Here is a 26,720-nt window from a genome sequence, read left to right as displayed (position 1 = left end):
ATATGGAAACGCCTCGCCCCGCAAAGGGCGAGGCGTTTTCGATTCTGCCGTCACGTCATGGGCCTGGGCGTGGAATGGCGGCGTACCCAAGGCATAGATGCCTGTTATCCTTTAAATATATCAGCTGATCAGGGCGCCATGTCTCTTAGAGCCGGAATCGACATCCAGACGCGCAAGCTCGAGGCTCTTGCTCCCGGGGGATTTTTCTTCGCCCTGCATATCCGTTTCGCGCTGCCGCTCTTGAGCCACCAGACTTATCCCGCGGCTTGGACCGAGCGCTATACCGAGGAAGCCTACGCCCTGCGGGACCCGGTGATCGCCTGGGGCTTCAGCACCACCGGGCGCTGCCGCTGGAGCGAGATCGAGATCCCTGATCCCTTCGACATCTTCGGACAGGCGCGCAGCTTCGGCATGGTCTATGGCTTCGCGGTGTCCTGCGGCCCGATGAAGTCGCGAACCATCGCTTCGGCCAGCCGCGCGGATCGCGAGTTCACCGATGACGAGATGGCCGAGTTCGAGCAGCTGATCGTCCAGTTGCACGATATCACCGAGCCGCCCACGGCGCTGAGCAAGGCGCAGGTCGAGGCGCTGCGCTGCGTCGCCGAGGGGGATCGCTATGCCGCCGCCGCGGCCAAGCTTGGCATTTCCGAAAGTGCGCTGAAGGCGCGTCTCGCCTCGGCGCGCTCGACGCTTCTCGCGCGGACCACGACCGAAGCCGTGCAGCGGGCGCGGGATTACCGCCTGCTCTGAGGATCGGCCATTCCCTGCCTACCTCCCCCAAGATTTCGGTAGCGATACCAAATCCCTTGGCACTTATCCACAGGCGTACTAGATTTGGGGCATGGCCGATCTGTTCGACAACCTGCCCGACATCCAGCAGGAGCGCGCTCCGGCGGCTGTGCCTGAACCGTCGGGGCACCGGCCCCTGGCCGACCGGCTGCGCCCGCGCAGCCTCGGTGACGTCATCGGGCAGGAGCAGGTTCTGGGGCCCGAGGCACCTCTGGGCGCCATGCTCGCCGCCAAATCGCTTTCCTCGCTGATCCTCTGGGGGCCGCCGGGCGTTGGCAAGACCACCATCGCTCGGCTTCTGGCGGACGCCACCGACCTCGCCTTCGTGCAGGTCAGCGCGATCTTCACGGGCGTGGCCGATCTCAAGAAGGTGTTCGAGGCGGCCAAGCTCCGGCGCGGGCAGGGGCGTGGCACGCTGCTTTTCGTCGACGAAATACACCGCTTCAATAAGGCACAGCAGGACGGTTTCCTGCCGCATATGGAAGATGGCACCATCCTCCTCGTCGGCGCTACCACCGAGAACCCCTCCTTCGAACTGAACGCAGCGCTTCTGAGCCGGGCGCAGGTGCTGGTGCTGACCCGGCTCGACCTCGCTGATCTCGAGCGCCTTGCTCAGCGTGCCGAAAAGGAGCTGGGCCGATCGCTGCCGCTCGACGGTGCGGCGCGCGAGGCGCTGCTCGAGATGGCGGATGGCGATGGCCGGGCGCTATTGAACCTGATCGAGCAGGTGGCGGCGTGGAAGACCGAGACGCGGCTTGGGGTCGAGGCGCTGACCACCCGGCTGATGAAGCGCGCCGCGAAATACGACAAGTCCGGCGACGAGCACTACAATCTCATTTCGGCACTGCATAAATCCGTGCGCGGCTCCGATCCGGACGCCGCGCTCTACTGGCTGGCGCGGATGCTGACCGGTGGCGAGGACCCGCGCTATCTTGCGCGGCGCATCACCCGCATGGCGGTCGAGGATATCGGTCTTGCCGACCCGCAGGCGCAGACGATCTGTCTGCATGCCTGGGAAACCTACGAGCGGCTCGGCTCCCCTGAGGGTGATCTGGCACTGGGGCAGGCGGTGATCTACCTCGCTCTCGCACCCAAATCCAATGCGGGCTACGCCGCCTTCAAGGCGGCCATGGCCGAGGCGCGCAAGACCGGCTCCGAGCCGCCGCCCAAGCACATCCTCAACGCGCCGACCCGGCTCATGAAGGAGCAGGGCTATGGCAAAAGCTATGATTACGACCACGACGCCGAGGATGCCTTTTCGGGGCAGAACTACTTCCCCGAGACGATGAAGCGCCCGGTCTACTACACCCCGGTCGATCGCGGACATGAGCGCGAACTGCGCAAGCGGGTCGAGTTCTTCTCCGGGCTACGCGAGAAGCGCCGCCGCGGCGAGGGGCATTGAGGTCCTACCGCCGCCGCAGCGGCTGCAGCAGCATCCGGTCGACCCAGAGGTCGCGCCGCGTGCGGAACCGGTCGATGCCCAGCGTCATCCCGAGATGCCCGCTCTTGGGCTGCGCCCGGTAGGTGCCGAGCAGCCGGTCCCACCATGGCAGGTTGAAGCCGTAATTGCTGTTGGCCTCCTCGGGCAGCACCGAGTGGTGCACCCGGTGCATGTCCGGCGTCACCACGATCCAGCGCAGCCACCGGTCCGTGCGGGAAGGGATATCGATGTTGGAATGGTTGAACATCGAACTGGCATTGAGGAGCACTTCGAAGATCAGCACCGCGACGGCGGGCGGGCCGAGCGCCGCGACCAGCCCCAGCTTCAGCCCCATCGACAGCAGGATCTCGACCGGGTGAAACCGTACCCCCGTCGTCACGTCGAACTCCAGATCGGCATGGTGCATCCGGTGAAGCCGCCACAGCGCGGGCACCGCGTGGAACAGCACGTGCTGGAGATAGATCGCGAAATCGAGCACCACCACTGACAGCGGCACCGCGATCCAGCCGGGGGTGCCGAACGCGTTGAAAAGGCCCCAGCCGCGCTCCTCTGCAATGACCGCGAGACCCACCGCCACGATGGGAAAGGCGATCCGCAACGCCACCGCGTCCAGCGCAACCAGCGCGAGGTTGTTGGACCAGCGCAGCAGGCGCGGGATCTCGCGGCGCCGCCGGGGTGCGAGGATCTCCCAGAAAGCCATCGCTGCGAGCACCCCGAGAAAGGCGGCGAGCCGGATCACCGGTTCCCGGGCAAGGAGCATCTCGTCCATCGGTGGAGAACTCCGGGCCGGTCAGGCCAGCGTCGAGGCGACGCGCGTGATCTGCGTGGTCTTCGGCGGCGCGGTAAATCGAGGCCCAGCGCCGTCGCGATAGGCGGCGAAGGCGCGGCTGTCGAGAAAGCGCCGCTTGGCGGCCTCGTCGTCGAACTCGAGCACGCCGATGAAGCGTGTCGGATCATCGGTGGCGTAGCCGGTGTAGCTGAAGCCCTCCAGCCCCTCGGCCTTCAGGCCCGAGACCAGGTCCTTCAGCGCCGCAGTCTGGGCCTCGGACTGGCCTTCGGCAAGGCTGTATTCGACGAGCAGTCCCATGGTCTCACTCCTTCGCATGGCCGATTCGCCCCGGCTCGGGGCAGGCCCGATCAATACTAGCACGGCCCTTCCGGAGAGGGGTCGCCCACCCGCCGCACCTCGCGTCATCCGGCACGGGCTGAACTTGTGGGCCGCTGCGGACCGGGCCGGGCGGGCCGCCGCTTGACAAGCAGGGCGCACCCAACGACACCGCGCGGATGATGACATCCCTTGCATTGGTGGCCTTCGGCGGCGCCGCAGGCGCGAGCCTGCGATTTCTCGTGGGGCAGGCCGTGGCCTTTCCCATGGGCACGTTCGCCGTGAACGTCGCGGGCAGCTTCGCGATCGGCGCGCTGTTCGTGTGGCTTGCGGGGCGCGGCGCGCCGCTGGCACCGTTGCTGATCACCGGGCTGCTGGGCGGCTTCACCACCTTTTCGGCCTTCTCGCTCGACGCGCTGCGTCTTGTCGAGGCGGGCCGCATGAGCGCGGCGCTGGCCTATGTGGCGGGATCGGTCATTCTCTCAATCGTGGCCTGTGCTTTGGGCCTCTGGATCGCAAGGAGCCTTTCATGAGCGGCGTGCAGACCATCACCGTCGGGGCCGACGAGGGCGATCAGCGGCTCGACCGCTGGCTCAAGCGGCGGTTTCCCCATCTGGCCCAGACCCGGATCGAAAAGATGTGCCGCAAGGGCGAGCTTCGGGTCGAGGGCGGTCGCGTGAAGCCCGCGACGCGGCTCGAGGTCGGCCAGAGCGTGCGCGTGCCCCCCATTCCCGAGGCGCACGAGGTCGAAAGCCGGCCCGTCGACCGCAGCCAGATTTCCAAGAAGGACGCGGAGATGATCCGCGGCTGCGTGATCTACCGCGACGACCACATCATCGCGATCAACAAGCCCGCCGGCCTGCCGACCCAAGGGGGATCCGGCGTTTCCAAGCATGTCGACGGCCTCGCCGAGGCGCTGCGCGACGGCTTCGAGGACAAGCCGCGCCTTGTGCACCGGCTCGACAAGGACACCTCGGGCGTGCTGCTGCTGGCGCGCACCCGCATGGCGGCCAAGGGTCTGACCGAGAACCTCAAGCACCGCGAGACCCGCAAGATCTACTGGGCCGCCGTCGCCGGTGCGCCGCAGCCGCGCGCGGGCATCATCAAGTATGGTCTCGTGAAGGCGATGGGCCATGGCAAGGGCGGCGAGGGCGAGAAGATGCAGTGCATCCACCCCGCCGAGGTCGACACGACGCCGGGCGCCAAGCGCGCCACCACCGAATTCGCCACGATCAGCGCGCTGGGACAGCGGGTGTCGTGGATGGCTCTGGTGCCGGTGACGGGGCGCACCCACCAGCTGCGCGCCCACATGGCCGAGATCGGCCACCCGGTGGTGGGCGACGGCAAATATGGCGGTTCGAGCCAGGAAAATCTCGGCGATGGCTGGGGGTCCGGCCTTGGCGCCGAGATCGACCGCAAGCTGCATCTGCATGCGCGCTCGCTGAAGATCGAGCACCCGGTGACCAAGGCGGTGCTGCAGCTCGTGGCGCCGCTGCCCGAGCACATGGAGCGGACTTGGGACTTTCTCGGCTGGGATGCGCGCGAGGCGCCGATGGACCCCTTCGATCCGAACGACCCGCTGGCATGAGCGACCTGCGGCTGGTGATCTTCGACGTCGACGGCACGCTGGTCGACAGCCAGCGCGACATCCTCGCCGCCATGGCGGCCGCCTTCGCTTCGGAGGGGCTGGAGACGCCGCCGCGCGAGCGGGTCCTGTCGGGGGTCGGGCTGTCGCTGCCCGAGACCTTCCTGAGGCTGGCCGGCGATCGAGACAGCGACACCCGCGCCCGCATGATCGCGACCTACTGCACCGCCTATGCCGATCTGCGGCGGGCGCATGGGCCCGAGAGCAGCCCCTTCTATCCCGGGGCGCGCGAGACGCTCGACCGGCTTGCGGGCGAGCCGTTCACGCTTTTGGCGGTGGCAACGGGCAAGTCGCGGCGCGGGCTCGACCGGCTGATCGAGGCGCATGAGCTGGAGGGGATGTTCCACAGCCGGCAAACCGCAGACGACCACCCCTCCAAGCCGAACCCGGCGATGATCCAAGCCGCGCTCATTGAAACCGGCGTGGCGGCGCAGCGGGCTGTGATGGTGGGCGACACCCGCTTCGACGTCGACATGGCGCGCGCCGCAGGCGTGGCCTCGATCGGGGTGGGCTGGGGCTACCAGCCGGCGGCCGGGCTCATGGCCGACCGGATCATCCACGACTGGGCCGGGCTCGCGCCCGCGCTCGACGACCTGACGGAGACGACCTGATGAGCGAATGGAAGGCCAAGCGGTTCTGGAAAGAGGCTGGCATCGCCCCCGCAGAGGGCGGCTGGCAGGTGCTGCTCGACAGCCGGCCTGTGCGCACCCCCGCCAAGGCGGCGCTGGTGCTGCCAACGCAGGCGCTGGCACGGGCGGTCGCTGCCGAGTGGCAGGCCCAGGAGGAACGGATCGATCCCCGCAGCATGCCAGTCACCCGCACCTCGAACTCGGCGATCGACAAGGTCGCCTTGCAGCGTGCCGAGGTGGCCGAGATGCTGGCGGCCTATGGCGGCTCGGACCTCCTGTGCTACCGCGCCCTGGGCCCGGCCGAGCTGGTGGCCCGGCAGGCGGTCGAGTGGGACCCCTTGCTCGACTGGGTCAGGGAGCGTTACGGCGCGGAGCTCTCCACCGTATCCGGCGTCATGCCGGTGACGCAGGACGCGGCCGCGCTGGAGCGGCTGTCCGCCCCGGTGCGCGAGATGGAGCCATTCGCCCTCGCGGCCTTTCACGATCTCGTGGCGCTGTCGGGGTCGCTGGTGTTGGCGCTCGCGGTCATCGAGGAGCGTCTGGAGGCCGAGGAGGCCTGGCGGCTGTCGCGGCTCGACGAGGAATGGCAGATCGAACAATGGGGTGCCGATGAGGAGGCGGAGGCGATGGCGCAGGTCAAGCGCACCGCCTTTCTCGACGCGGCCTCCTTCTGGCGGCTGCTGCACTAGGCGGCACCTCAACCGGTTCTGCGCATCCTGAGCGGGCGGTTCATCGATGAACCGCCCGTTTTGCATGCGCCCCTGCTTATTTACCCCGCGTCTGTGTCCGGCAAGGACAGGGGGCAGCCCTTGACCTGACGGCGAAAGATTGCCCAACTGGCGCCGTCGGGATCTTAACGGTCCTTGCAGATCGTCGTGCCGCGCGGCGGCCCGGCAACAAGAATGCCGCCCCCGCCAAGAGGGGCCGCAACTCAGGAAGAGGTTATTCATGAAGAAATCCGTACTCTTCGGCGCGCTGACCGTCACCGGTCTCGTCGCCGGAGCGGCGCAGGCCGCCACGCTTGACGATGTCAAGGAGCGGGGCGAGCTGAACTGCGGCGTGGTGACCGGCCTGGCCGGCTTCGGCGCCCCCGACGCCAACGGCGTCTGGGAGGGCTTCGACGTCGCCGTCTGCCGCGCCGTCGCCGCCGCCGTGCTGGGCGATCCGACCGCTGTCAACTTCGTGCCCACCACCGGCCAGACCCGCTTCACCGCGCTGGCCTCGGGCGAGATCGACATGCTGGCGCGCAACACCACCTGGACCTTCTCGCGCGACACCGATCTCAAGTTTGATTTCGCCGGCGTCAACTACTATGACGGCCAGGGCTTCATCGTGCCGACCGCGCTGGGCGTGTCCTCGGCCAAGGATCTCGACGGCGCCACCGTCTGCATCCAGACCGGCACCACCACCGAGCTGAACCTCGCGGACTTCTTCCGCAACAACAACATCAGCTACGAGCCGGTCCCGGTTGAGACCAACGCCGAGGCGCAGCAGCAGTACCTCGCCGGTGCCTGCGACGCCTACACCACCGACGCCTCCGGCCTCGCCGCGACCCGCGCCACCTTCGAGAACCCGGGCGAGCACGTGATCCTGCCCGAGATCATCTCCAAGGAGCCGCTCGGCCCGCTGGTGCGCCACGGCGACAACGAGTGGGGCGACATCGTGCGCTGGACCCTCAATGCGCTGATCGCGGCCGAAGAATTCGGCGTGACCTCGGCCAATGTCAATGAGCTGGCGGCCGCGCCGGGCACCAACCCCGAGGTGAACCGCCTGCTGGGCACCGAGGGCGAGCTGGGCGCGATGATCGGCCTCGAGAACGAGTGGGCCAAGAACGCGATCGCCGCCGGCGGCAACTATGGCGAGATCTTCGAGAAGAACATCGGCGAGAACACCCCGATCGGTCTGGCGCGCGGTCTGAACGCGCAGTGGACCAATGGCGGTCTGATCTACGCGCCGCCGTTCCGCTAAGCATCCCGGGAGGGGCGTTCTGCGCCCCTCCCCACCAATCACGGACAAGGCGCGAAGCGCCGCCGCCCCCCGAGTGCAGGGCGCAGCCGGAGCAACCGGCGCGCAACCGGCGAGGGGACCAACGGGGACCATTGCATGACCACGACCTCGGATGCTCCGAAGGCCGGTTTCCGGCCGAGCCAGCTCATCTACGATACCCGCTACCGCTCCCTCACGATCCAGGTGATCGCCTTCATCGCGCTGATGCTGGGGTTGAGCTGGCTGGTATCGAACACCATCGCCAACCTCTCGGCGCTCGGCAAGGATTTCGACTTCGGCTTTCTCGGCCAGCGCGCGGGCTACGATATCAACCAGCGCCTGATCGAATATGACAGCGCCTCGACCCATGGCCGCGCCGCGCTGGTAGGGATTCTCAACACGCTGCTGATCGCGGTGCTGGGCTGCGCGCTGGCCACCGTCGTCGGCGTTCTGGCAGGGGTGCTGCGCCTGTCCAAGAACTGGCTCGTGGCCAAGCTGATGGCCGTCTATGTCGAGGGCTTCCGCAACATCCCCGTGCTGCTGTGGATCCTCCTCATCTTCGCCCTGATGACCGAGGCCACGCCGCAGCCCCGCGATTTCCGCGAGGGCGGCGACGCCTCGATGATCCTTGGCGACACCATCGCCATCACCAATCGCGGCGTGTTCATCCCGGCGCCGTTCTGGGGCGCGGGCGCGGGCATCCTGCTCGCCGTGTTCCTCGTGTCGCTGGTCGCGATCTTCTTCTGGCGGCGCTACGCGCATCGCACGCAGGAGCAGACCGGGCGCATCCTGCCGATCGGCTGGGGTACGCTGGGACTGCTGATCGTTCCGACCGCCGTCGCCTTCCTGGCGCTGGGCATGACCTCGGGCCGGGTGACGCAGCCGGTGCTGGCCACCGGCGCTACCGAGGGCATGACGCTGACCGATTACGCCGCCAGCCAACAGACGATCAACGCCTGCGCGGTGCCGTTCTCCACCGAATCGCTGAACCTGCGCCGGCTGATGCGCAGCCAGGAGATCCGCTTCAACTACGTCGCTGTCGAGGATGCCGCAGGCGCGCTCGCCGCGCTCGAGGCGGGCAACTGCAACATTCTGTCGCTGCCGGCCTCGGTCGATCTCGCCACCGTGCCCGCAGGCGCCGTGGCGCTGTCCGACACGATCCGGCGCGGCATGCCGGTGGAGTTCGAGCGCCCGGTGTTGGGTGGCTTCAACTTCGAGGGCGGGCTGCAGCTTCGCAACTCGCTGATCGCGCTGTGGCTGGCGCTGTCGCTCTATACCGGCGCATTCATCGCCGAGAACGTGCGCGGCGGCATCCTGTCGGTCTCCAAGGGCCAGACCGAGGCGGCCTATGCGCTGGGCATCAAGCCTTCGCGCACCATGCGACTGGTGATCTTGCCGCAGGCGCTGCGCGTCATCATCCCGCCGATGATCTCGCAATATCTCAACCTCACCAAGAACTCGTCGCTGGCGATCGCGGTGGGCTACATGGACGTGCGCTCGACACTGGGCGGCATCACCATCAACCAGACCGGCAAGGAGCTGGAGGGGATGCTGCTGCTGGGGCTGTTCTACCTGGTCACCAGCCTGATCATTTCGAGCGCCATGAACCTCTACAATTCCCGCGTGAAACTGAAGGAGCGCTGAGATGTCCGACACGCATGCGCAGACCGTCTCCTTCGTCCGCGAGAGCATGATCCCGCAATCCGAGCCGCCGGCGGGCAACCGCGGCGCCGTCCTCTGGATGCGCGAGAACCTGTTCTCCGGCTGGTTCAACATCATCACGACGCTGATCTCGCTCTACGTGATCTGGTGGGCGCTGTCGCACACCATGCCATGGGTGATCAGGGGCATCTGGGACGCCTCGTCGCTCACCGAATGCCGCGAGATCCGCGACGCCACGCTGCCCGAGGGCACCTCCGCCGCCTGCTGGGCAGTGCTGACCGACCGCTGGCAGCAGCTGATGTTCGGCTTCTACCCGCGCGAACTCTACTGGCGCCCGGTGCTGTCACTGATCATCTTCCTCGCCGCCATCGCGCCGGTGCTGTTCCCGCATACGCCGCGCAAGGCGCTCGCGCTTACCGCGATCTCGCCCTTCGTGATGTTCTGGCTGCTCTGGGGCGGCTCGGTCTGGTTCCCGGTTTCGGTCGCACTCGGCTTCGTGCTGGGCTGGGCCGCGTGGCGGGCGCTGGCGCCTCTGGCGGGCACGCTCATCGCCTCCATCGTCGCAGCGGCGCTGCCCATTATCTACTGGCTCTACACCGCGGGCCCGCTCGCGCGGGAATTGGAGCAGGCGGTGGCGCTGAGCATCGAATACGTGCCGAGCCAGGATTTCGGCGGCTTCATGCTGTCCTTCATCATCGGCATCGCCGGCATCATCCTGTCGCTGCCGCTGGGCATCCTCCTGGCGCTGGGGCGGCAGTCGGACCTGTTCATCATCAACAAGATCTCGGTGGGCTTCATCGAGATCATCCGTGGCGTGCCGCTGATCGTCTGGCTGTTCACCGCGTCCCTGCTGCTGAACTACTTCCTGCCGCCGGGGACCAACTTTGACCTGATGCTGCGGGTCATCATCATGGTGACGCTCTTCGCCGCGGCCTATATCGCCGAGGTCGTGCGCGGCGGCCTCGCGGCGCTGCCCAAAGGCCAGTACGAGGGCGCCGACAGCCTCGGCCTGTCCTACTGGCAGTCGATGCGGCTGATCATCCTGCCGCAGGCCCTGAAGATCTCGATCCCCGGCATCGTCAACACCTTCATCGGCCTGTTCAAGGACACGACGCTGGTGGTGTTCATCGGCCTCTTGGACCCGATCGGCCTCAGCAACGCGATCCGCGCCTCGACCGAGTGGAACGGCATCTACTGGGAGCTTTTCGTCTTCATCGGCCTGCTGTTCTTCATCTGCTGCTTCAGCATGTCCCGCTATTCGCTGTACCTGGAGAAAAAGCTCCAGCGCGGCCACAACTGAGGAGGGTGTGATGACCGACACCACCGCCGCCCGCACCATCGACCGCAGCCAGATGCAGGTCTCCGACGAGGTCGCGATCGAGATCTCGAACATGAACAAGTGGTACGGCTCGTTCCACGTGCTGCGCGACATCGACCTCACCGTCTATCGTGGTGAGCGGATCGTGATCTGCGGGCCTTCGGGCTCGGGCAAATCGACGCTGATCCGCTGCATCAACCGGCTCGAGGAGCATCAGGCCGGCAAGATCGTCGTCGACGGGATTGAGCTCACCTCGGATCTGAAGAACATCGACAAGATCCGCTCCGAGGTCGGGATGTGCTTCCAGCACTTCAACCTCTTCCCGCATCTGACGATCCTTGAGAACTGTACCCTCGCACCGATCTGGGTTCGCAAGACCCCCAAGCGCGAGGCCGAGGAAATCGCGATGCATTTCCTCGAGAAGGTGAAGATCCCCGAGCAGGCGCACAAGTATCCCGGCCAGCTCTCGGGCGGTCAGCAGCAGCGCGTCGCCATCGCGCGAAGCCTGTGCATGAAGCCGCGGATCATGCTGTTCGACGAGCCGACCTCGGCGCTCGATCCGGAGATGATCAAGGAGGTGCTCGACACCATGATCGAGCTGGCCGAGGAAGGCATGACCATGCTCTGCGTGACCCACGAGATGGGCTTCGCGCGGCAGGTCGCCAACCGAGTGATCTTCATGGATCAGGGCCAGATCGTCGAGCAGAACGAGCCGGAGGCCTTCTTCAAGAACCCGAAATCCGACCGGACGAAGCTGTTCCTGAGCCAGATCCTCGGCCATTGACCGCGACGCGGCTCGAAGGGCCGCGAAGACGAGCGGTCACGAAACGAAGCAGGGAAGGGGGCGCGAAAGCGGCCCCTTTCGCCGTTCAGAGGTCGGCGGGTATGGCGAAGGCGGCGACGCGGCCCTTGCCGATCGCGGCCCAGTCCCACGCATCGAATTGCAGCACGGTGACCGCGCAGGTCGGGTAGTCGTGAAAGCGCGGATGCGCCGGGGCCTCGGCCGCTAAATCGGCGGCGAGGCGGCCGATGCCGGGGTTGTGCGCGACGAGCGCCACCCGCCGGGTCCGCACGCCCTTCAGGGCCGCCAGAAGCTGCCGCGGCGGGGCGGCGTAGAGCGTGGCCTCGTGGCGGATCTCGGGCGTCTCGGCCCATTCTGGCTGCATCAGCGCCAGCGTCTCGCGCGTACGCACGGCATCCGAGCAGAGCACCAGTTGGGGCACGTGTCCGCCCGCCGCGAGCCAAGCACCCATGCGTGGCGCATCGCGGCGGCCGCGTGCCGCCAGCGGCCGGGCGTGGTCACGGAGCCCGGAATCGCCCCAATCGGACTTGGCGTGGCGGATCAGGACGAGCTCGAGGCTCATGTCTCGTTGCGCGGCTTCATCCGGCTCTCGCTCGAGCGGATGATCGAACCGGCGCCATGCTCGGTGAACAGTTCCAGCAGCGAGGCGTTGGGCAGACGGCCGTCGAGGATCACCACGGCGCGCACGCCCTGCTCCAGCGCCATCAGCGCCGTCTCGGTCTTGGGGATCATGCCGCCGGCGATGGTGCCGTCGGCGGTCATCTGACGGACCTGCTCGGGGGACAGCTGGGTGACGACCTCGCCGCTCGCATCCTTGACGCCCGACACGTCGGTCAGCAGCAGCAGCCGGTCCGCCTTGAGTGCGCCGGCGATGGCACCGGCGGCGGTGTCGCCGTTGACATTGAAGGTCTCGTTCGGGTCCATGCCAGTCGCCACCGGCGCGACCACCGGGATGATGCCGGCGCCGAACATGTCGCGCAGCACCTGCACGTTCATCTCGACCGGGCGCCCCACGAAGCCCAGCTCCGGGTCGTCGGCCACCGCGACCATCAGGTCGTCATCCTTGCCCGAGAGACCGACGGCGCGGCCGCCCTCATCCATGATGGCTTGAACGATGCGCTTGTTGACGAGACCGGTCAAAACCATTTCGACCACCTCGACGGTGGCCTGATCGGTGACACGCTTGCCGCGCACGAAATCGGACTTGATGCCGAGCTTGCCGAGCATCTCGTTGATCATCGGCCCGCCGCCATGCACGACCACCGGGTTCACGCCGACCTGGCGCATCAGCACGATGTCGCGGGCGAATTCGGCCATCGCATCGGCGTCGCCCATGGCGTTGCCGCCGAACTTCACCACGACGATCGCGCCGGAATAGCGCTGCAGGTAGGGCAGGGCTTCCGAGAGCGTCTTGGCGGTGGCGATCCAGTCTCGATCCATCTTCTGCGTCCTCATCAGAGGCCCCTGTTCAATGCGTCAGGAAAGGCGTCAGGAAAGCCCCGCGATGATCGCGCGGAGCGTCTCGATGCCGTCGCCCTTCTCGGAGCTGGTCAGCACCAGCTCGGGATAGGCGGCCGGGTGTTTGGCCAGCGCGGCGCGAGTCAGGCCGAGACTCTGCTCCAGCTCGCTTTTCTTCACCTTGTCGATCTTGGTCATCACGACCTGGAACGGCACGGCGGAGCGGTCGAGCAGGGTCATGATCTCCTCATCAACCTTCTTGGCACCGTGGCGCGCGTCGATCAGCACGAAGGCCCGGCGCAGGGTCGGTCGGCCCGAAAGGTACTGCTTCAGCAGCCGCTGCCACTTTTCGACCACCGCGACCGGCGCGTTGGCAAAGCCGTAGCCCGGCAGGTCGACAATGTAGTGGCTGTCGGCGGCGGTGAAGAAGTTGATCTCCTGAGTGCGCCCCGGCGTGTTGGAGGCACGCGCCAGCGCCTTGCGCCCCGTGAGTGCGTTGATCAGGGAGGACTTGCCGACATTGGAGCGGCCCGCGAAGCAGACCTCCAGCCGGTCGGCGGGCGGCAGGCCCGACATCGCGACCACGCCCTTGAGGAACTCGACCTCGCCGGCAAACAGAAGCCGCCCCGCCTCGGCCGCATCGGGCTCGGGCGGGGCGGCCTCGGGAAAGCTCATCTGCATGCCACTCACTTCTTCGGCTTCCCGGGCGCGTTGGCGGCCTTGGCCTCGGCGGGTTTGGGCTTGCGCTTGAAGCCCGAGCGGATGTTGCCGAACACGTCCGGCTTGGCACCGTGGCTGCGCATGATCGCGTATTGCTGGACGAAGGTGATCACGTTGTTGGTGATCCAGTACAGCACCAGACCGCTGGCGAAGTTACCCAGCATGAACATGAACACCCACGGCATCCAAGCGAAGACCATCTTCTGGGTCGGGTCGGTGGGGGCCGGGTTCAGCTTCTGCTGCAGCCACATCGAGATGCCCAGAAGGATCGGCAGCACGCCCAGCGAGATGATCGCGAGGAAGCTGGTGGGATCGGGCGCGTCGAAGGGCAGCAGGCCGAACAGGTTCAGGATCGAGGACGGGTCCGGCGCAGAGAGGTCGCGGATCCAACCGAACCATTCGGCATGGCGCAGTTCGATGGTGACGAAGATCACCTTGTAGAGCGAGAAGAAGATCGGGATCTGCAGCAGGATCGGCAGGCAGCCCGAGGCCGGGTTCACCTTGTTCTCCTTGTAGAGCTTCATCATGCCCTGCTGCATCTTCTGGCGATCGTCGCCGGCTTGCTCCTTGAGCTTCTCCATCTCCGGCTGCAGTTCCTTCATCCGCGCCATCGAGACGTAGGAGCGGTAGGCCAGCGGGAACACGATCGCCTTGAGGATCACGGTCAGCGCGATGATCGCCCAGCCCATGTTGCCGATCAGCCCATTGAGGAAATGCAGCAGCATGAAGATCGGCTTGGTCAGGAAGAAGAACCAGCCCCAGTCGATGCTGTCGACGAAGCCCTCGATGCCGCCTTCGTTCTGGTAGCCGCGGATCGCCTCCCATTCCTTGGCACCCGCGAAGAGGCGGGTCTCGGAGGAGGCGGTGGCGCCGGGCGCAACCTCGACCGCCGGCAGCACGGCGTCGGTCTGGTACACCTCGGAGCGGTCGGAATAACGCACCACGGAGCGGAACGGCGTGCCCGGCTCGGGGATCAGCGTGGTCATCCAGTACTTGTCGGTGAAGCCGGTCCAGCCGTTGCCCGCGACCTCGGCCACGTCGACCCGGCCCGCGCCGCGGGCATCGGGTTCGAGATCGGGCATGTCGCCGTAGTCGATCTCTTCGAGCGTGCCGTCGGTCATCCGCACCACGCCTTCATGCAGGATGAAGAAGCCTTGGGTATCCGGCTCGCCATGCCGCGCCACGAAGCCATAGGGCGCGAGGGTGACGGCCGCGTCGGTGGTGTTCTCGACTGTCTGCTCGACATCGAACATGAACTTGTCATCGACCGAAACGGTGCGGCGGAAAACGAGGCCTTCGCCATTGTCCCAGGACAGCGTCACCGGGCTGTCGGTGGTCAGCGTCTCGCCGCTCTCAAGCGTCCACAGCGTGTCCGGGCCGGGCAGGGGGCCGGCCTCGCCGCCGACCGGGGCCCAGCCCCAGACCGCGTAGTAGGGCGTGTCGGAGCCGACCGGCGACAGAAGCCGCACCAGCGGGCTCTCGGGATCGAGCGTCTCGTGGTAGTCGGCCAGGGACAGGTCGTCGATCCGGCCGCCGCGCAGCGACAGCGAACCGGTCAGGCTCGGCGTTTCGACGGTGACGCGGGGCGCTTCCTGCGCCACCGGGGCAGCTTGCTCCAGGGCGCTGCCGGGTACCGCGTCAGAGGCGGTGCCGGGGCCCAGATCCTCGGTGGGCGCGGTCGAGATCTCGTCGATCTCCGGCGAGGGCGCCTGCTCCTCGGGAGGAAAGATCAGGAACCAGCCCAGGATCACCACCAGGCTGAGCACTGTCGCCAGGATCAGGTTCTTGTTCTGATCGTCCATGAAAAGCCGCCTCGGATCGCCGGAAAAGGTCAGTGGCGGTTCAACAGGGCGAGGGTCCGAAGGTCAAGCTCTTTCGCCCGCGGCGCGCCCTTGCCGCAGCGCCGTTCGCCCGTTCCGGCAGGGGCTCGCGCGTGGCGTTCAGATGGCGCGGCGGGCGCGATCGGGGGCGGTCGCATCCGGGAGGCGGGCCCGGATCCAGGCCTCGGCCTCGGGGCGCGGCAACGGGCGGGCAATGCCAAAGCCTTGGGCATGGCCGCATCCCAGCTTGGCCAGCATCTCGCGCTCGCCCTGGGTCTCGACCCCCTCGGCCAAGGTCTCGAGCCCGAGTCGCTCGGCCATGGTCAGGATCGCCGAGACCATCTTTTGCTGCTCGGCGTCGCAGTCGATGCGGCTGACGAAGGAGCGGTCGATCTTGATGCGCTGGATCGAAAAGCGGCGGATCGCGGTGATCGCGGCATGGCCGGTGCCGAAGTCATCGAGGTCGAGCCGGCAGCCCAGCCGGGCCAGCCCGGAGAGGTTGCGCACCACCATGTCCTCGATGCGCTGCGCCACGACCGTCTCCAGCACTTCGATCACGAGCCGGTCCGGCGACAGGTCGAAGCGGTCCAGTTCCCAAGCCAGCCGATCGATCAGGCGGGGGTCGGCCAGCTCGCTTTGCGAGAAATTGACCGCGACCCGGGGCACCGCCAGCCCCGCTGTGTCCCAAAGCCGCAAGGCGTTGAGCCCGTCCTGAACCATCACTTCGCCCAGCCGCCCCATCAGCCCGGCCTGTTCCGCGACGGGCAGGAATTCGGCGGGGGGAATCAAGCCCCGGTCGGCGTGGTGCCAGCGCGCCAGCGCCTCGACACCGCTGACCCGACCGTCCGGGATCGAGATCTGCGGCTGGAAATGCGCGGTGATGTCGCCGCGATCAAGGGCCGCGGCGATCTCGTCCGAGAGGCTGTTGCGGATGCTGACGCGGTGCTGCATCGCGCTGGAATAGCTGCGGATCGAGGCCGCGCCGCCGCGCTGCGCCTCGATCAGAGCCAGGGTCGCCGCCTGCAGCAGCGCGGTTCCGTCGGAGGACGGGCTTTTCCCCGCCAGCGCAAAGCCAACCGAGGCGGTGACATGCGCCTGCGTGTCCCCCACCTTGATCGGTTCGGCCAATGCCTGTTGCAACCGCTGCCCCAGCTGGATTGCGGTTTCGAGGTCGAGCCGACGGTCGGGGGCGAGCGCCACGCCGTAGCAGGGCCCGTCGAGTCGCGACAGGCTGTCATCGGCGCGGAGCCCGTCCTGCAGCCGCTCGCCCACCTTCCGCAGCACCCGTTCGACCGCCAAGCGGTCGCAGCGCTGCTCGATCCGTTTGAAGTCGTCGATCTCGATCACCATTGCTGCCAACCCCTGCGCCCCGCCGTGGCGGCGCAGCAGCATCCGGTCGAGTACGGCGGTCAGGGACCGGCGGTCGCCCAGCCCGGTGAGCGAATCCCGCGCGGTGCAGGTCGACAGGATCGGCCGGCCCAGAGCGGCGGCGATGGTGAGCGGCAGCGCTACCGCCACCATTGCGGCGCCAGGCGCCCCGCCCAGAAGGAGCGCGCCCAGCAGTAGCAACGGTGCAAGGACCTGGCCCAGCAGCCGCGCCGGCCCGCCGATTCGCCCGAGAATTGGGGCGCATCCCTGAAGCAGGTGGGTTCGAGCCGTGCTGCGCATCCATGCATCCATTCCGCGATGGGTGGCGGAGCGCGGCGGCGCCCAGCCTGAACGGATTGCAGGTTAGGATAGCGATCTGAGCGGCGCGTTAACGGCCGGGAGGGGGAGTTGTTAGAATTGCCTCAATCGCCGGCCCCATCGCCGCTGCCGCTCAGGCCGAGCCCCGCGAAGTCGAACAGCGCCGGATCGAGCATGTGGCTTGGCCGGACCTGGCTAAGCGCGGCGAACATCTTCTGCCGTCGGCCGGGCGCGTTCTTCTCCCACTGGTCGATCATCTGTTTGATCTGCTGGCGCTGCAGCCCGTCCTGACTGCCGCAGAGATCGCAGGGGATGATCGGATAGTTCATCGCGGTCGCGAACTTCTCGCAATCGGCCTCGGCCACATGCGCGAGCGGGCGGTAGAGGAACAGGTCGCCTTCGTCATTGACCAACTTGGGCGGCATCGTCGCGATCTTGCCGCCGTGGAACAGGTTGAGGAAGAAGGTCTCGAGCATGTCGTCGCGGTGATGGCCCAGCACCACGGCCGAGCAGCCCTCCTCGCGGGCGACGCGGTAGAGATTGGCGCGGCGCAGGCGCGAGCAGAGCGCGCACATGGTGCGCCCCTGCGGGACCTTGTCCATGACGATGGAATAGGTGTCCTGATACTCGATGCGGTGCGGCACGCCCATGCGTTCAAGGAACTCCGGCAGCACGGTCGCCGGAAAGCCCGGCTGGCCCTGATCGAGGTTGCAGGCCAGGATCTCGACAGGGAGCAGCCCGCGCCATTGCAGCTCGGTCAGCGCCGCCAGCAGGGTGTAGCTGTCCTTGCCGCCCGACAGGCAGACGAGCCAGCGCGCGCCACGCTCGACCATGCCGTATTTCTCGATCGCCTCGCGGGTGTCGCGGATGATCCGCTTGCGCAGCTTGCGGAACTCCGTGGTCTTGGGCGCGCCGGCAAAGAGCGGGTGGATGTCGTCCTGAAGGTCGTCCTGAGCGTCGTCGAGCATGATCGGGGCTCCTTTCGATCGGCGGGGATATGCCACGCGCGCGCCCGCGAGGAAAGGCCCGGGAGCAGGGGGCGGGCGGGCGGTTTGGAAGAGGGTGCCGAGGAAAGCCTCTTCGACGAAGGCGGCTTGGCGATCGTCATCCACATGAACCCGGACACCTACCAGGCCGGGGCCGGCGTTCGGATCGCCTGCGGCGTCATCACGCTTCGGCAGTAACCGGCCCTTTAGGCGTCAGTCAGGCACGTTGTCGATGCCGCTGCCGCCCCATGGGTGGCAGCGAGCGAGGCGGCGCAGCACCAGCCAACCGCCCTTGAGCCCGCCCTGCCGTTCCAGCGCCTCGAGCGCATAGGCCGAGCATGTCGGGTGAAATCGGCAGCCATGGCCGACCATCGGCGAGAAGGTGAGGCGGTAGAGCCGCACCGGCAGGGCTATGACCTGCGCGAGCGGGCTCATGCCTGGGCATGGACGCGGGACAGCGCCCATTCGAGATCGCGGGCCATCTGCGCGAGATCATGCGTGGCGGTGATCTCGGCTCGACCGATCAGCACATAGTCCCAGCCGGCGCGGCCCTGTTCTGGCAGCACCTTGCGGGCCACCTCGCGCAGGCGACGCTTGGCCCGGTTACGCGCGACCGCGTTGCCGACCTTCTTTGAGCAGGTGAAACCGACGCGCATGGCCTCGGAGCCATCGCCGCGCGGATTGGCCTGCAGGTGGAATCCGGTCGTACCCTGCCGCAGCGCCCGGGCGGCACGCAGGAAGTCGGGACGTTTGCGGATCTTGTCGACACCAACGCCGAAAGACCCCTTCGCGGCGGCATCTCTGCCGACCACGGGGGTCTTCTGGTCCGTCACCACTTGGGTGATCAGGCGCTCAGCACCTTGCGGCCCTGCGCGCGGCGGGCGTTGATGATCTTCCGGCCGGCCTTGGTGGCCATGCGGGCGCGGAAGCCGTGACGCGACTTGCGCACACGGTTCGAGGGTTGGAACGTGCGTTTCATTGCGCTTTCTCCGTCTCAAGGGGCCGCGCCGTCCGCCGTCCATGCCGGATTCGGGGCCTGCCATCATTCGAAGCCCGTGCCATAAAGAGGCATCGGCGGCCTGTCAACGCGGGGCAGGCCGGAATCCTGCCCGATGCGCAATGTTACAGTCGCGCGCTACGGATCAACAGGGCGCGAGGGGGCTGGGCGCGGCCCCGGCGCCGGTGCATGTCTGGAGATATGACATGTCCGGTGAGGCACTTATGAGCAGCGAAAACACAGATGAGCCGGGGCCTGCGCGCTCCGGCTGGACCCGCTACCTGCCGATTCTCGTGATCGGCGCGGTGGCACTGATCGGCGCCTTCTTCCTGCGGGACGTGCTGAGTTTTGAGACGCTGCGCGACAACCGCGAGGCGCTGATCGCTTGGCGTGACGCCAACTACGCGCTTGCCGTGGCGGGTTTCATCGCCGCCTATGTGGCGATCGTGGCCTTCTCGCTGCCCGGTGCCACCGTGGCGACGCTCACCGGCGGTTTCCTGTTCGGGACCTTTCCAGGCGTGCTGTTCAATGTCGTCGGCGCGACGCTGGGGGCGGTGCTGATTTTCCTCGCGGCGCGCGCCGGGTTGGGGCGGCGGCTATCGAAGGGCATGGACACCTCCGAAGGCAGGCTGAAACGGATCAAGGAAGGCATCCAGGAAAACCAGTGGTCGATGCTGTTCCTCATGCGCCTGCTGCCGATCGTGCCCTTCTTCGTGGCCAACCTGCTGCCGGCGCTGGTCGGCGTGGGGCTGGTGCCCTTCGCGATCACCACGCTTTTGGGCATCACGCCGGGTGCGCTGGTCTTCACATCCGTCGGTGCAGGCCTGGGCGCGGTCTTCGCCGCCGGCGAAACCCCCGATCTCGGCATTATCTTCGAGCCGCAGGTGCTTTTGCCGCTGCTCGGTCTGGCCGCGCTTTCGGCGCTGCCGCTTCTCATCAAGGCCGTGAAGGGCCGGAAAGGCCTCGCATGAGCCATATCGACTGCGACACCTGCATCATCGGCGCCGGATCGGGCGGGCTTTCGGTCGCGGCCGGCGCGGCGCAGATGGGCGCGCGCGTGGTGTTGATCGAGAAGGGCGAAATGGGCGGCGACTGCCTCAATAGTGGCTGCGTGCCATCCAAGGCGATGCTGGCTGCGGCCAAGCAGGCGCATGCGATGACCAAGGGCGCCGAGATGGGTATCACGCCGACCGTACCCGATATCGACTTCGCCGCGGTGAAGGATCATGTCGCGCGCAGCATCGCCACCATCGCGCCGGTCGATTCGCAGGAGCGTTACGAGGGCTTCGGTGTCACGGTGATCCGCGAGCATGCCTGCTTCACCTCTCCCGACGAACTCCGGGCGGGCGATACGACCGTCAAGGCGCGCCGCTTCGTGCTCGCTACAGGCTCGCGTCCGCTGGTGCCGCCGATCGACGGCATCGAGGAGACGCCTTTCCTTACCAACGAGACGATCTTCGATCTGCGCGAGAAGCCGGATCATCTGCTGATCATCGGCGGCGGGCCGATCGGCCTCGAAATGGCGCAGGCGCATCGCAGGCTCGGCTGCGAGGTGACGGTGATCGAGGGCGCCCGGGCGCTGGGCAAGGACGACCCCGAGCTGGCGGGCCAGCTTCTGTCGATGCTGCGCGAGGAGGGCATCCGCATCGAGGAGCAGGCCAAGGTCACGCGCGTTTCCGGCAAGGCCGGCGCGATCCGGGTCGAAACTGAGACGGGCGCCTTCGAGGGCACGCATCTGCTGATTGCCGTGGGCCGCGAGGTGGTGACCGACGGGCTCGGGCTCGAGGTGGCACACGTGAAACATGGCCCCAAGGGCATCGCCGTCGGTGCCGATCTGCGCTCGGAGACGAATCGTCGCGTCTATGCCGTCGGCGACGCCGCGGGCGGGCTGATGTTCACCCATGTGGCAGGCTACCATGCCGGAGTAATCATCCGCTCGATGCTGTTCGGCCTGCCATCCAAGGCCAAGACCGCGCATATCCCTTGGGCCACCTATACCGATCCGGGTCTCGCGCAGGTGGGATTGACCGAAGCGGAGGCGCGCGAGAGGCATGGCGATGCGCTCAAGGTGATCCGCGCGCGCTTCGACGAGAACGACCGCGCCATCGCCGAGGGCCGCACCGAGGGGATGCTGAAGCTGATGGCGGTCAAGGGCCGCCCCGTGGGCGCGACGATCCTCGGGCCGGAGGCAGGCGACCTGATCGGCGTCTGGGCCATCGCCATCGCCAGCGGCACCAAGCTGTCGAAGATCGCCGGCGCCGTGCTGCCCTATCCGAGCCGTGGTGAAATCAACAAACGTGCAGCGGGCAACTATTTCAGCGCCAGCCTGTTTGATAACGAATGGGTGAAGACAGCCGTCCGGGCGGTCCAGCGCTGGGTTCCTTGAGGGTCCGGCCGCCCGGCGGCGCAAAAGGGACCAGATGTTCAATACCCTCTCCGGACGATTCCTCGCTCTGACCACGGTCTTCGTGATGCTGGCCGAGGTGCTGATCTTCGTCCCTTCGGTGGCGCGGTTCCGGCAGGATTACCTGCAGCTGCGGCTCGAGCGGGCGCAGATCGCCTCGCTGGCGCTGTTGGCCTCGGAGACGCTCGATGCCGATCTCGAGGCGGAGCTTCTGGAGAATGCCGGCGTCTACAACGTCGTGCTCCGGCGTGACGAGGTACGCCAGCTCGCGCTGTCCTCGCCGATTCCCGAGCCGATCCACGCCACCTACGATCTACGCAATGATTCCGCGCTGCAACTGATCCGCGACGCTCTGCGCACCCTTCTCGACGCCGATGAGCGGATCATCCGGGTGATCGGCGACCCGGTGCAGCAGGGCGGGCTTCTGATCGAGGTGACGATGGACGAGGCGCCGTTGCGCGCCGAAATGCTGGAATACGGTCTGCGCATCCTGATTCTCTCGGCGGTGATCTCGGTGGTGACGGCGGCGCTGCTCTTCGCCGCGGTGCAGGCTTTTCTCGTGACCCCGATCAAGCGGGTGGTTGCGCAGATCCAGAGCTATGCCGACGCGCCCGAGGATGCGCGCCGGATCATCGCGCCGCGCGCCGGGCTGCGCGAGCTGCGCGAGGCCGAGACGGCGCTGCAGGCGATGGAAACGCAGCTCACCTCGGCGCTGCGCCAGAAGGACCGGCTGGCCCAGCTAGGCTCCGGCGTGGCCAAGGTCAGCCATGACCTGCGCAACATCCTCACCTCGGCCCAGCTCTTCGCCGACCGGCTCGACAGCTCCGAGGATCCGCTGGTCAAGCGCATGGCGCCCAAGCTGGTCGGCTCGATCACCCGCGCGGTGAACCTGTGCGAATCGTCGCTGGCCTTCGGCCGTGCCGAGGAGCCGCCGCCACAGCTCGCCCGGCTGCCGCTGGCGGCCTTGGTCACGGAAGTGCTGGAGGCGGAGCGGCTGGCCGCGGGCGAGGGCGGCGAGGTCGAGTTCCACGACGAGGTGCCGCCGGGGCTGGTGCTGCGCGCCGATGCCGAGCAGCTGTTCCGCGTGCTGTCGAACCTCGTGCGCAACGCGCGCCAGGCGATCATGGCGAAGGGCGGGGGCGGGCGCGTCACCGTTTCGGCGCGCGAGGACGAGGATGCATGGTGGATCTATGTCACCGATACCGGGCCGGGCTTGCCGCCCAAGGCGCGGGAGCATCTGTTCCGGGCGTTTCGCGGCGGCGTGGCCAAGGGCGGCACCGGGCTGGGCCTCGCCATCGCCGCCGAGCTGGTGCGCGGCCATGGCGGCCGGCTCGAACTGACGCGCAGCGACGAGACCGGCACCCAGTTCGCGATCTGCCTGCCGCGCAGCGCTCCACAGTTGGCAGTCGGCTAGGCCTGCCGCCACGGCAGGAGGGAGGTCGGGCAGAAACGTGAAGATTTCTCGAAAACGGCCCTTGCATGTCCCGGCACCGGACGGTAGATCGGCCTCACTCTACAGCGGACTGGTAGCTCAGTTGGATAGAGTACTTGACTACGAATCAAGGGGTCGGGGGTTCGAATCCTCCCCAGTCCGCCACTTCCTCCCATTCGGAACGAGAGATCGATGAAGCCCCTCCGGGGGCTTTCGTCGTTTCAAATGCTATCTTTTCAGACCGGGGACTCGAAATCCTGCGAAGCCGCGATACCTCCGGAAAAGAACGTGGATTCAACCGGGAGGACCCCGATGGCCGAGGACAGGGAAGAACGGATCCGGCAGCGCGCCTATGATCTGTGGCAGCGCGAGGGTGCGCCCGAAGGGCGCCACCAGGATCACTGGCACGAAGCGGTGGCGCAGATCGACGCCGAGGACGCGACCGATACCGACGTGGCGCCTGATACGGCTGCCGCGGCGGGGCTTGCCGGTCGCAGCGATGACCTGCCCTTGAACGCGGACGGGCTCGACGAGATGGACGTGCAGCAGGCCCGCGAAGGCATGCCGGAGGCCCCCGGCGAGCAGATCGCCGACACAACCCCCGCCACCGGCGGGCGCCGCAAGAGCGCTGCCAAGAAGACCGAGCCCGGCGCCGCACCCAAGCGTGGTCGTCCCCGCAAGAGTGCCAAGGTCGATCCCGACAAGGCGGGGGCGGCCGAGGGCGGCAACACCGTGAAACCGGGCGAAAAGAAGGTCTCCCGCCGGGCCGTGCGCTCTGGCCCGGAGAAGACCGCCGACGCCTATGCCAAGGGGCCGAGCGAAACCCGCTGAGGCCGGATGCCGAACGGGCATGACAGAAAAAGGGCCGCTTCCGAGTGGAAGCGGCCCTTTCGCGTTTCAAGACGCGACAAGGCGGGATCAGGGAGCGAGCTCCTCGGCCTCGCGCGCCTCTTCCTCGGTGATGCCGAGCCGATTTCTGAGCAGCGTCAGATAGGCGCGGTTCGCCTCCGTCTCGGAATCCACCGCGGCGCGGGAGGCAAGGTAGAACTCGATCGCCGTATCATGGTCGTCGATCCGCGAAAGCAACGTGTCGATCGGCTTGGGGTTCTCGATTTCCGTGGCGATCAGCCGCCGCTCATCGGCGCTGGCCTCGGCCTCGTCGAGCTGGCCGGCGATGCGGTGCCGCTCATCCGCCGAGAGATTGCCGTCCGCATGGGCCGCCGCGATCATGCCCCGGATCAACAGCAGGGCGCGGTCGTCGCTCATCGCCTCGGCGGCCTGCTGGTGGCGCGGATCGGGCGTCTCGGTCGATTGCGCCTCGCCGCCCAGCGCCCCGGCGATCTGGTCGAAGATGCCGCTTAGCCCCGATCCGGAGCCGCTGGAGGCCGCATGGGCGGTGGAGCCGCTGGCGCGTTGGCGCGATTGGTGATCGCGATAGGCCTGGTAGGCCATGTAGCCCAGCGCCGCGACGCCGGCCTTGCCGCGCAGCCCGCGGCCACCAAGACCGCCGAGCAGCGCCGCGCTGCCGAGGCTGCCGCGGCGCCGACCGCGCCCGGCCATCCGCGAGGCCAGCATGACGCCGAGAATCCGTTTGAGGCTCATGGGATCATCCTTTCCGCCTGGGTTCGCAGGTGGAACGACGCGGTCGGGCGCTTCGTTCCGTGGGCTTTGCGCCGGTGCGGCCCCGCACCCGGCCTTGACCCCTCCGGCGTGGAGCGCAGTTGTCAGCCATGAAAGACCGCTAGGGAGCGTATGTGTGAAGATCGCCCTGATGACCCATATCCGCCACCCGCTGCGGCCGCCCTTCATGGGGGGCATGGAGGCGCATGGCTGGCACCTCGCGCGCGAACTGGCGGCCCGGGGTCACGAGGTCACGCTGTTCGCCAGCGGCGACAGCGCCCCGCCGCCGGAAGTGCGACTGCATGCGGTGTTGGAGGAGCATTACGACCGCCGCTACCCGTGGCATGATTTTCACGGCACCGACACGCTCAACGACCTGCTCGATGCCACGTTCGCGGCGGCCTGCCGCGATGTGGCGGCAGGGGCGTTCGACGTGGTGCACAACAACACGCTGCACCGCTTTCCGCCGCGCCTGTCGCGGGCGCGGCGGCTGCCGATGGTGTCGTCGATGCATGTGCCACCCTTCGTGGCGCTGCGCCGGGCGATGGGCGACAGCGTGGCACCGTGGCACCTCGTCACCACCTGCTCACGGTTGCAGCTCGGGCGCTGGTGGGAGGTTCCGCCGGCCTCGGCTCGGGTCGTGGGCAACGGCATCGCCCTGGCGGACTGGCCGTTTTCGGCCTCGGGCGATGGATCGGCGGTCTGGGCCGGGCGGATCACGCCGACAAAGGGCACGCATCTGGCGGTGCAGGCGGCGCGGATCGCGGGCGTGCCGCTGACGCTCTACGGGGTGATCGAGCACCGCGATTACTTCAAGGACGAGATCGCGCCGCTTCTGGGAGGCGATATCCGCTATGGCGGCCATCTCGCAGGGGCGAATCTGGCCTCGGCCTTCGGACGAGCCTCCGCCCTGCTCTTCACCCCGCTCTGGGACGAGCCCTTCGGCCTTGCGGCGATCGAGGCGATGGCATGTGGCCTGCCGGTGGCGGCAGTCGAGATGGGTGCGGTACGGGAAGTGATCGGCCCCTGCGGCACCTATGCCCCGCCGAATGATGCCGAGGCCTTGGCCCAAGCGCTCGTCAAGGCGATGAGCTTGCCGCGCGAAGCGGCGCGGGCCCGGGTCGAGGAAAAATTCTCGATCCGCGCGATGGTGGATGGCTATGAGGCGCTTTACGCCGAGGCGGTCGCGGCGCGCGAGGCGGACTGGCCGGGCATCGCATATGCACCGCACGAGCTGGAGGTCGCCCCGGAGGTCGTGACCGCCGGGGCCTGAGACCCTCTATTCCGCTGCGACCGGGGCGGCGCTGGGCACCGCACGGCGCCGCTCGATCTCGCGGATCACCTCGGCCGAGTTGCAGTAAGGCCGGTAGCTCTGGTGCCGGGTCAGCGCCAGATCCCCCTCGGAGGGCGCGCGCAGAATGCGGATCGCGGTTTCGTCTTGCGCGATCAGCCCCATCAGTTCGAAGGCATGGAGCCAGTGCCCCATGGTACGATGGCCCCATTTCCCGCGGAACAGCTCGGCGTTGCGCACGACGCTTTCGAGATGGTGCACGGGCGGCATGTGGTGCGGATGGTACTGGTGATAGGCACGCGCGCCCTTGGCCCAGCCGATCTTCATTCCCGCTTCCTCGAGCGATCGGCCGAAATCGGTATCCTCTCCGCCATAGCCGTGAAACCGCGTGTCAAAGCCGCCGATACGCTCGAAATCGGCGCGGCGGATCGCGAAGTTCAACGACCAGAAGCAGCGGTAGTCGGTGCAATCCCGGATGCCCTGCGGCGGCGGGCCCTGTCGGTCGGAATGGCGCTCGGCCACGGCCTCGAAATCGGCATAGTCCCAGCCGTCGCGGTTCACGCCATCGGGCAGATACATGACCTCGCCCATCACCAGCCCTTTGAAACCGGCGAGGTGGCGGCGGTAATCGGCTACGAAATCCGGATCGGGGATGCAGTCGACGTCGAGGAACAGCAACTCGTTACCTTGTGCTTCGCCGGCGGCGAGGTTGCGCGCTTCGGCGAGCGGCAGGCTGTCGCGGATCAGCGCCACTTGCCGCACCGGGAAGGGGGCGTCGGGCAGGGCGTACGTCGCTTCCTGCATGCGCACGATCACCAGCTCTGTCGGCATCTCGGTCTGGCGCGACAGCCCGCGCACGAGATTGGCAAGATGCGCATCGCGCCCGCGGGCGATGGTCAGGACGGAAGCGGTCATGGGTAACTCCTGGG

Annotated in this window: 29 protein-coding genes and 1 tRNA gene; 17 read left to right on the top strand and 13 right to left on the bottom strand. The window is 67.4% G+C overall.

Going from position 1 to position 26,720, the window contains the following annotated elements:
- The first annotated feature begins 138 nt into the window (after positions 1-138).
- Both LOS8367_RS02875 and LOS8367_RS02870 read left to right on the top strand, forming a co-directional pair.
- Positions 139-750: an autoinducer binding domain-containing protein gene (locus LOS8367_RS02875; RefSeq protein ID WP_085894964.1), complete on the top strand. Its 612-nt coding sequence runs from the start codon at positions 139-141 to the stop codon at positions 748-750.
- Positions 751-841: 91 nt separating this feature from the next.
- Complete coding sequence (locus LOS8367_RS02870; protein ID WP_085894963.1) at positions 842-2,191, top strand: replication-associated recombination protein A; 1,350 nt, start codon at positions 842-844, stop codon at positions 2,189-2,191.
- A gap of 4 nt (positions 2,192-2,195) precedes the next feature.
- On the opposite strand, the gene LOS8367_RS02865 is transcribed toward LOS8367_RS02870, so the two are convergent.
- Positions 2,196-2,999: a sterol desaturase family protein gene (locus LOS8367_RS02865; RefSeq protein WP_085894962.1), complete on the bottom strand. Its 804-nt coding sequence runs from the start codon at positions 2,997-2,999 to the stop codon at positions 2,196-2,198.
- Positions 3,000-3,020: 21 nt separating this feature from the next.
- Positions 3,021-3,317, bottom strand: coding sequence for a putative quinol monooxygenase (locus tag LOS8367_RS18975; protein ID WP_085894961.1), 297 nt, complete (start codon positions 3,315-3,317; stop codon positions 3,021-3,023).
- A gap of 197 nt (positions 3,318-3,514) precedes the next feature.
- Between LOS8367_RS18975 and LOS8367_RS02855 the strand changes: the two genes are divergently transcribed.
- From LOS8367_RS02855 to LOS8367_RS02820, 8 genes are all read left to right on the top strand, one after another.
- Positions 3,515-3,868: a fluoride efflux transporter FluC gene (locus LOS8367_RS02855; RefSeq protein WP_085894960.1), complete on the top strand. Its 354-nt coding sequence runs from the start codon at positions 3,515-3,517 to the stop codon at positions 3,866-3,868.
- Positions 3,865-4,923: an RluA family pseudouridine synthase gene (locus tag LOS8367_RS02850; RefSeq protein WP_085894959.1), complete on the top strand. Its 1,059-nt coding sequence runs from the start codon at positions 3,865-3,867 to the stop codon at positions 4,921-4,923. The genes LOS8367_RS02855 and LOS8367_RS02850 overlap by 4 nt, the downstream gene beginning before the upstream one ends.
- Positions 4,920-5,591 (top strand): HAD-IA family hydrolase, encoded by a 672-nt coding sequence (locus LOS8367_RS02845; RefSeq protein WP_106534983.1) that lies wholly within the window; start codon positions 4,920-4,922, stop codon positions 5,589-5,591. Before LOS8367_RS02850 ends, LOS8367_RS02845 begins: the two co-directional genes overlap by 4 nt.
- A complete protein-coding gene (locus LOS8367_RS02840) occupies positions 5,591-6,298 on the top strand; it encodes an ATP12 family chaperone protein (protein ID WP_085894958.1) in 708 nt (235 codons plus the stop codon). The genes LOS8367_RS02845 and LOS8367_RS02840 overlap by 1 nt, the downstream gene beginning before the upstream one ends.
- A 259-nt stretch (positions 6,299-6,557) precedes the next feature.
- Positions 6,558-7,577 carry an amino acid ABC transporter substrate-binding protein gene (locus LOS8367_RS02835; protein ID WP_085894957.1) on the top strand — a complete coding sequence of 340 codons (1,020 nt, stop codon included), beginning with the start codon at positions 6,558-6,560 and terminating at the stop codon, positions 7,575-7,577.
- A gap of 135 nt (positions 7,578-7,712) precedes the next feature.
- Positions 7,713-9,239, top strand: a complete 1,527-nt coding sequence (locus LOS8367_RS02830) for an amino acid ABC transporter permease (protein WP_085894956.1) — start codon at positions 7,713-7,715, stop codon at positions 9,237-9,239.
- A 1-nt stretch (position 9,240) separates the two neighbouring features.
- Positions 9,241-10,557 carry an amino acid ABC transporter permease gene (locus LOS8367_RS02825; RefSeq protein WP_085894955.1) on the top strand — a complete coding sequence of 439 codons (1,317 nt, stop codon included), beginning with the start codon at positions 9,241-9,243 and terminating at the stop codon, positions 10,555-10,557.
- Between the two features lie 10 nt (positions 10,558-10,567).
- Complete coding sequence (locus LOS8367_RS02820; protein ID WP_085894954.1) at positions 10,568-11,359, top strand: amino acid ABC transporter ATP-binding protein; 792 nt, start codon at positions 10,568-10,570, stop codon at positions 11,357-11,359.
- Between the two features lie 85 nt (positions 11,360-11,444).
- On the opposite strand, the gene LOS8367_RS02815 is transcribed toward LOS8367_RS02820, so the two are convergent.
- The 6 genes from LOS8367_RS02815 to ttcA all read right to left on the bottom strand — a co-directional run bounded on the left by LOS8367_RS02815 (position 11,445) and on the right by ttcA (position 18,029).
- Entirely contained in the window at positions 11,445-11,939 is a 495-nt protein-coding gene (locus tag LOS8367_RS02815; RefSeq protein ID WP_085894953.1) for a SixA phosphatase family protein, read from the bottom strand.
- Positions 11,936-12,832, bottom strand: a complete 897-nt coding sequence (gene argB / locus LOS8367_RS02810) for an acetylglutamate kinase (RefSeq protein ID WP_085894952.1) — start codon at positions 12,830-12,832, stop codon at positions 11,936-11,938. The genes LOS8367_RS02815 and argB overlap by 4 nt, the downstream gene beginning before the upstream one ends.
- Before the next feature lie 33 nt (positions 12,833-12,865).
- Positions 12,866-13,516, bottom strand: a complete 651-nt coding sequence (gene yihA / locus LOS8367_RS02805) for a ribosome biogenesis GTP-binding protein YihA/YsxC (RefSeq protein WP_085894951.1) — start codon at positions 13,514-13,516, stop codon at positions 12,866-12,868.
- Positions 13,517-13,521: 5 nt separating this feature from the next.
- Entirely contained in the window at positions 13,522-15,357 is a 1,836-nt protein-coding gene (gene yidC / locus LOS8367_RS02800) for a membrane protein insertase YidC (protein ID WP_085894950.1), read from the bottom strand.
- 138 nt (positions 15,358-15,495) lie between these two features.
- On the bottom strand, positions 15,496-17,043 hold the full coding sequence (locus LOS8367_RS02795) for a putative bifunctional diguanylate cyclase/phosphodiesterase (RefSeq protein WP_085894949.1): 1,548 nt from the start codon (positions 17,041-17,043) through the stop codon (positions 15,496-15,498).
- Between the two features lie 122 nt (positions 17,044-17,165).
- Complete coding sequence (gene ttcA, locus LOS8367_RS02790; RefSeq protein ID WP_085894948.1) at positions 17,166-18,029, bottom strand: tRNA 2-thiocytidine(32) synthetase TtcA; 864 nt, start codon at positions 18,027-18,029, stop codon at positions 17,166-17,168.
- 84 nt (positions 18,030-18,113) lie between these two features.
- On the opposite strand from ttcA, the gene LOS8367_RS19360 reads away from it, so the two are divergent.
- On the top strand, positions 18,114-18,245 hold the full coding sequence (locus LOS8367_RS19360; protein ID WP_278247956.1) for a hypothetical protein: 132 nt from the start codon (positions 18,114-18,116) through the stop codon (positions 18,243-18,245).
- Positions 18,246-18,260: 15 nt separating this feature from the next.
- On the opposite strand, the gene yidD is transcribed toward LOS8367_RS19360, so the two are convergent.
- From yidD to rpmH, 3 genes are read right to left on the bottom strand one after another with little or no spacing between them, the layout of a single operon-like run.
- Entirely contained in the window at positions 18,261-18,482 is a 222-nt protein-coding gene (gene yidD, locus LOS8367_RS02785; RefSeq protein ID WP_085894947.1) for a membrane protein insertion efficiency factor YidD, read from the bottom strand.
- A complete protein-coding gene (gene rnpA / locus LOS8367_RS02780) occupies positions 18,479-18,859 on the bottom strand; it encodes a ribonuclease P protein component (protein ID WP_085895439.1) in 381 nt (126 codons plus the stop codon). The genes yidD and rnpA overlap by 4 nt, the downstream gene beginning before the upstream one ends.
- Before the next feature lie 32 nt (positions 18,860-18,891).
- A complete protein-coding gene (rpmH, locus tag LOS8367_RS02775; RefSeq protein ID WP_017928060.1) occupies positions 18,892-19,026 on the bottom strand; it encodes a 50S ribosomal protein L34 in 135 nt (44 codons plus the stop codon).
- A 242-nt stretch (positions 19,027-19,268) separates the two neighbouring features.
- Between rpmH and LOS8367_RS02770 the strand changes: the two genes are divergently transcribed.
- From LOS8367_RS02770 to LOS8367_RS02750, 5 genes are all read left to right on the top strand, one after another.
- The gene (locus LOS8367_RS02770; RefSeq protein ID WP_085894946.1) at positions 19,269-20,015 is read left to right on the top strand and encodes a TVP38/TMEM64 family protein; all 747 of its coding nucleotides are present in this window, start codon (positions 19,269-19,271) and stop codon (positions 20,013-20,015) included.
- Positions 20,012-21,430 carry a dihydrolipoyl dehydrogenase family protein gene (locus LOS8367_RS02765; RefSeq protein WP_085894945.1) on the top strand — a complete coding sequence of 473 codons (1,419 nt, stop codon included), beginning with the start codon at positions 20,012-20,014 and terminating at the stop codon, positions 21,428-21,430. The genes LOS8367_RS02770 and LOS8367_RS02765 overlap by 4 nt, the downstream gene beginning before the upstream one ends.
- 34 nt (positions 21,431-21,464) lie before the next feature.
- Complete coding sequence (locus LOS8367_RS02760) at positions 21,465-22,862, top strand: sensor histidine kinase (protein ID WP_085894944.1); 1,398 nt, start codon at positions 21,465-21,467, stop codon at positions 22,860-22,862.
- A 106-nt stretch (positions 22,863-22,968) separates the two neighbouring features.
- Positions 22,969-23,045, top strand: a tRNA-Arg gene (locus LOS8367_RS02755).
- A 147-nt stretch (positions 23,046-23,192) separates the two neighbouring features.
- The gene (locus tag LOS8367_RS02750; protein WP_085894943.1) at positions 23,193-23,711 is read left to right on the top strand and encodes a DUF2934 domain-containing protein; all 519 of its coding nucleotides are present in this window, start codon (positions 23,193-23,195) and stop codon (positions 23,709-23,711) included.
- Between the two features lie 87 nt (positions 23,712-23,798).
- On the opposite strand, the gene LOS8367_RS02745 is transcribed toward LOS8367_RS02750, so the two are convergent.
- Positions 23,799-24,482 (bottom strand): tellurite resistance TerB family protein, encoded by a 684-nt coding sequence (locus tag LOS8367_RS02745; protein WP_085894942.1) that lies wholly within the window; start codon positions 24,480-24,482, stop codon positions 23,799-23,801.
- Positions 24,483-24,636: 154 nt separating this feature from the next.
- Here LOS8367_RS02745 and LOS8367_RS02740 point away from each other — a divergent pair, with 154 nt between their 5' ends.
- A complete protein-coding gene (locus LOS8367_RS02740) occupies positions 24,637-25,773 on the top strand; it encodes a glycosyltransferase (RefSeq protein ID WP_085894941.1) in 1,137 nt (378 codons plus the stop codon).
- Between the two features lie 6 nt (positions 25,774-25,779).
- Here the strand turns inward: LOS8367_RS02740 and LOS8367_RS02735 are convergent, their stop codons facing one another.
- Positions 25,780-26,706: a galactosyltransferase-related protein gene (locus tag LOS8367_RS02735; protein WP_085894940.1), complete on the bottom strand. Its 927-nt coding sequence runs from the start codon at positions 26,704-26,706 to the stop codon at positions 25,780-25,782.
- Positions 26,707-26,720 lie beyond the last annotated feature (14 nt).

Origin of the sequence: Limimaricola soesokkakensis (assembly GCF_900172345.1) — a bacterium.
In the GTDB taxonomy this organism is placed as follows: domain Bacteria; phylum Pseudomonadota; class Alphaproteobacteria; order Rhodobacterales; family Rhodobacteraceae; genus Limimaricola; species Limimaricola soesokkakensis.
Note: the sequence above shows the minus strand (reverse complement) of the source record. Positions and strands in the feature narration are given on the sequence as shown.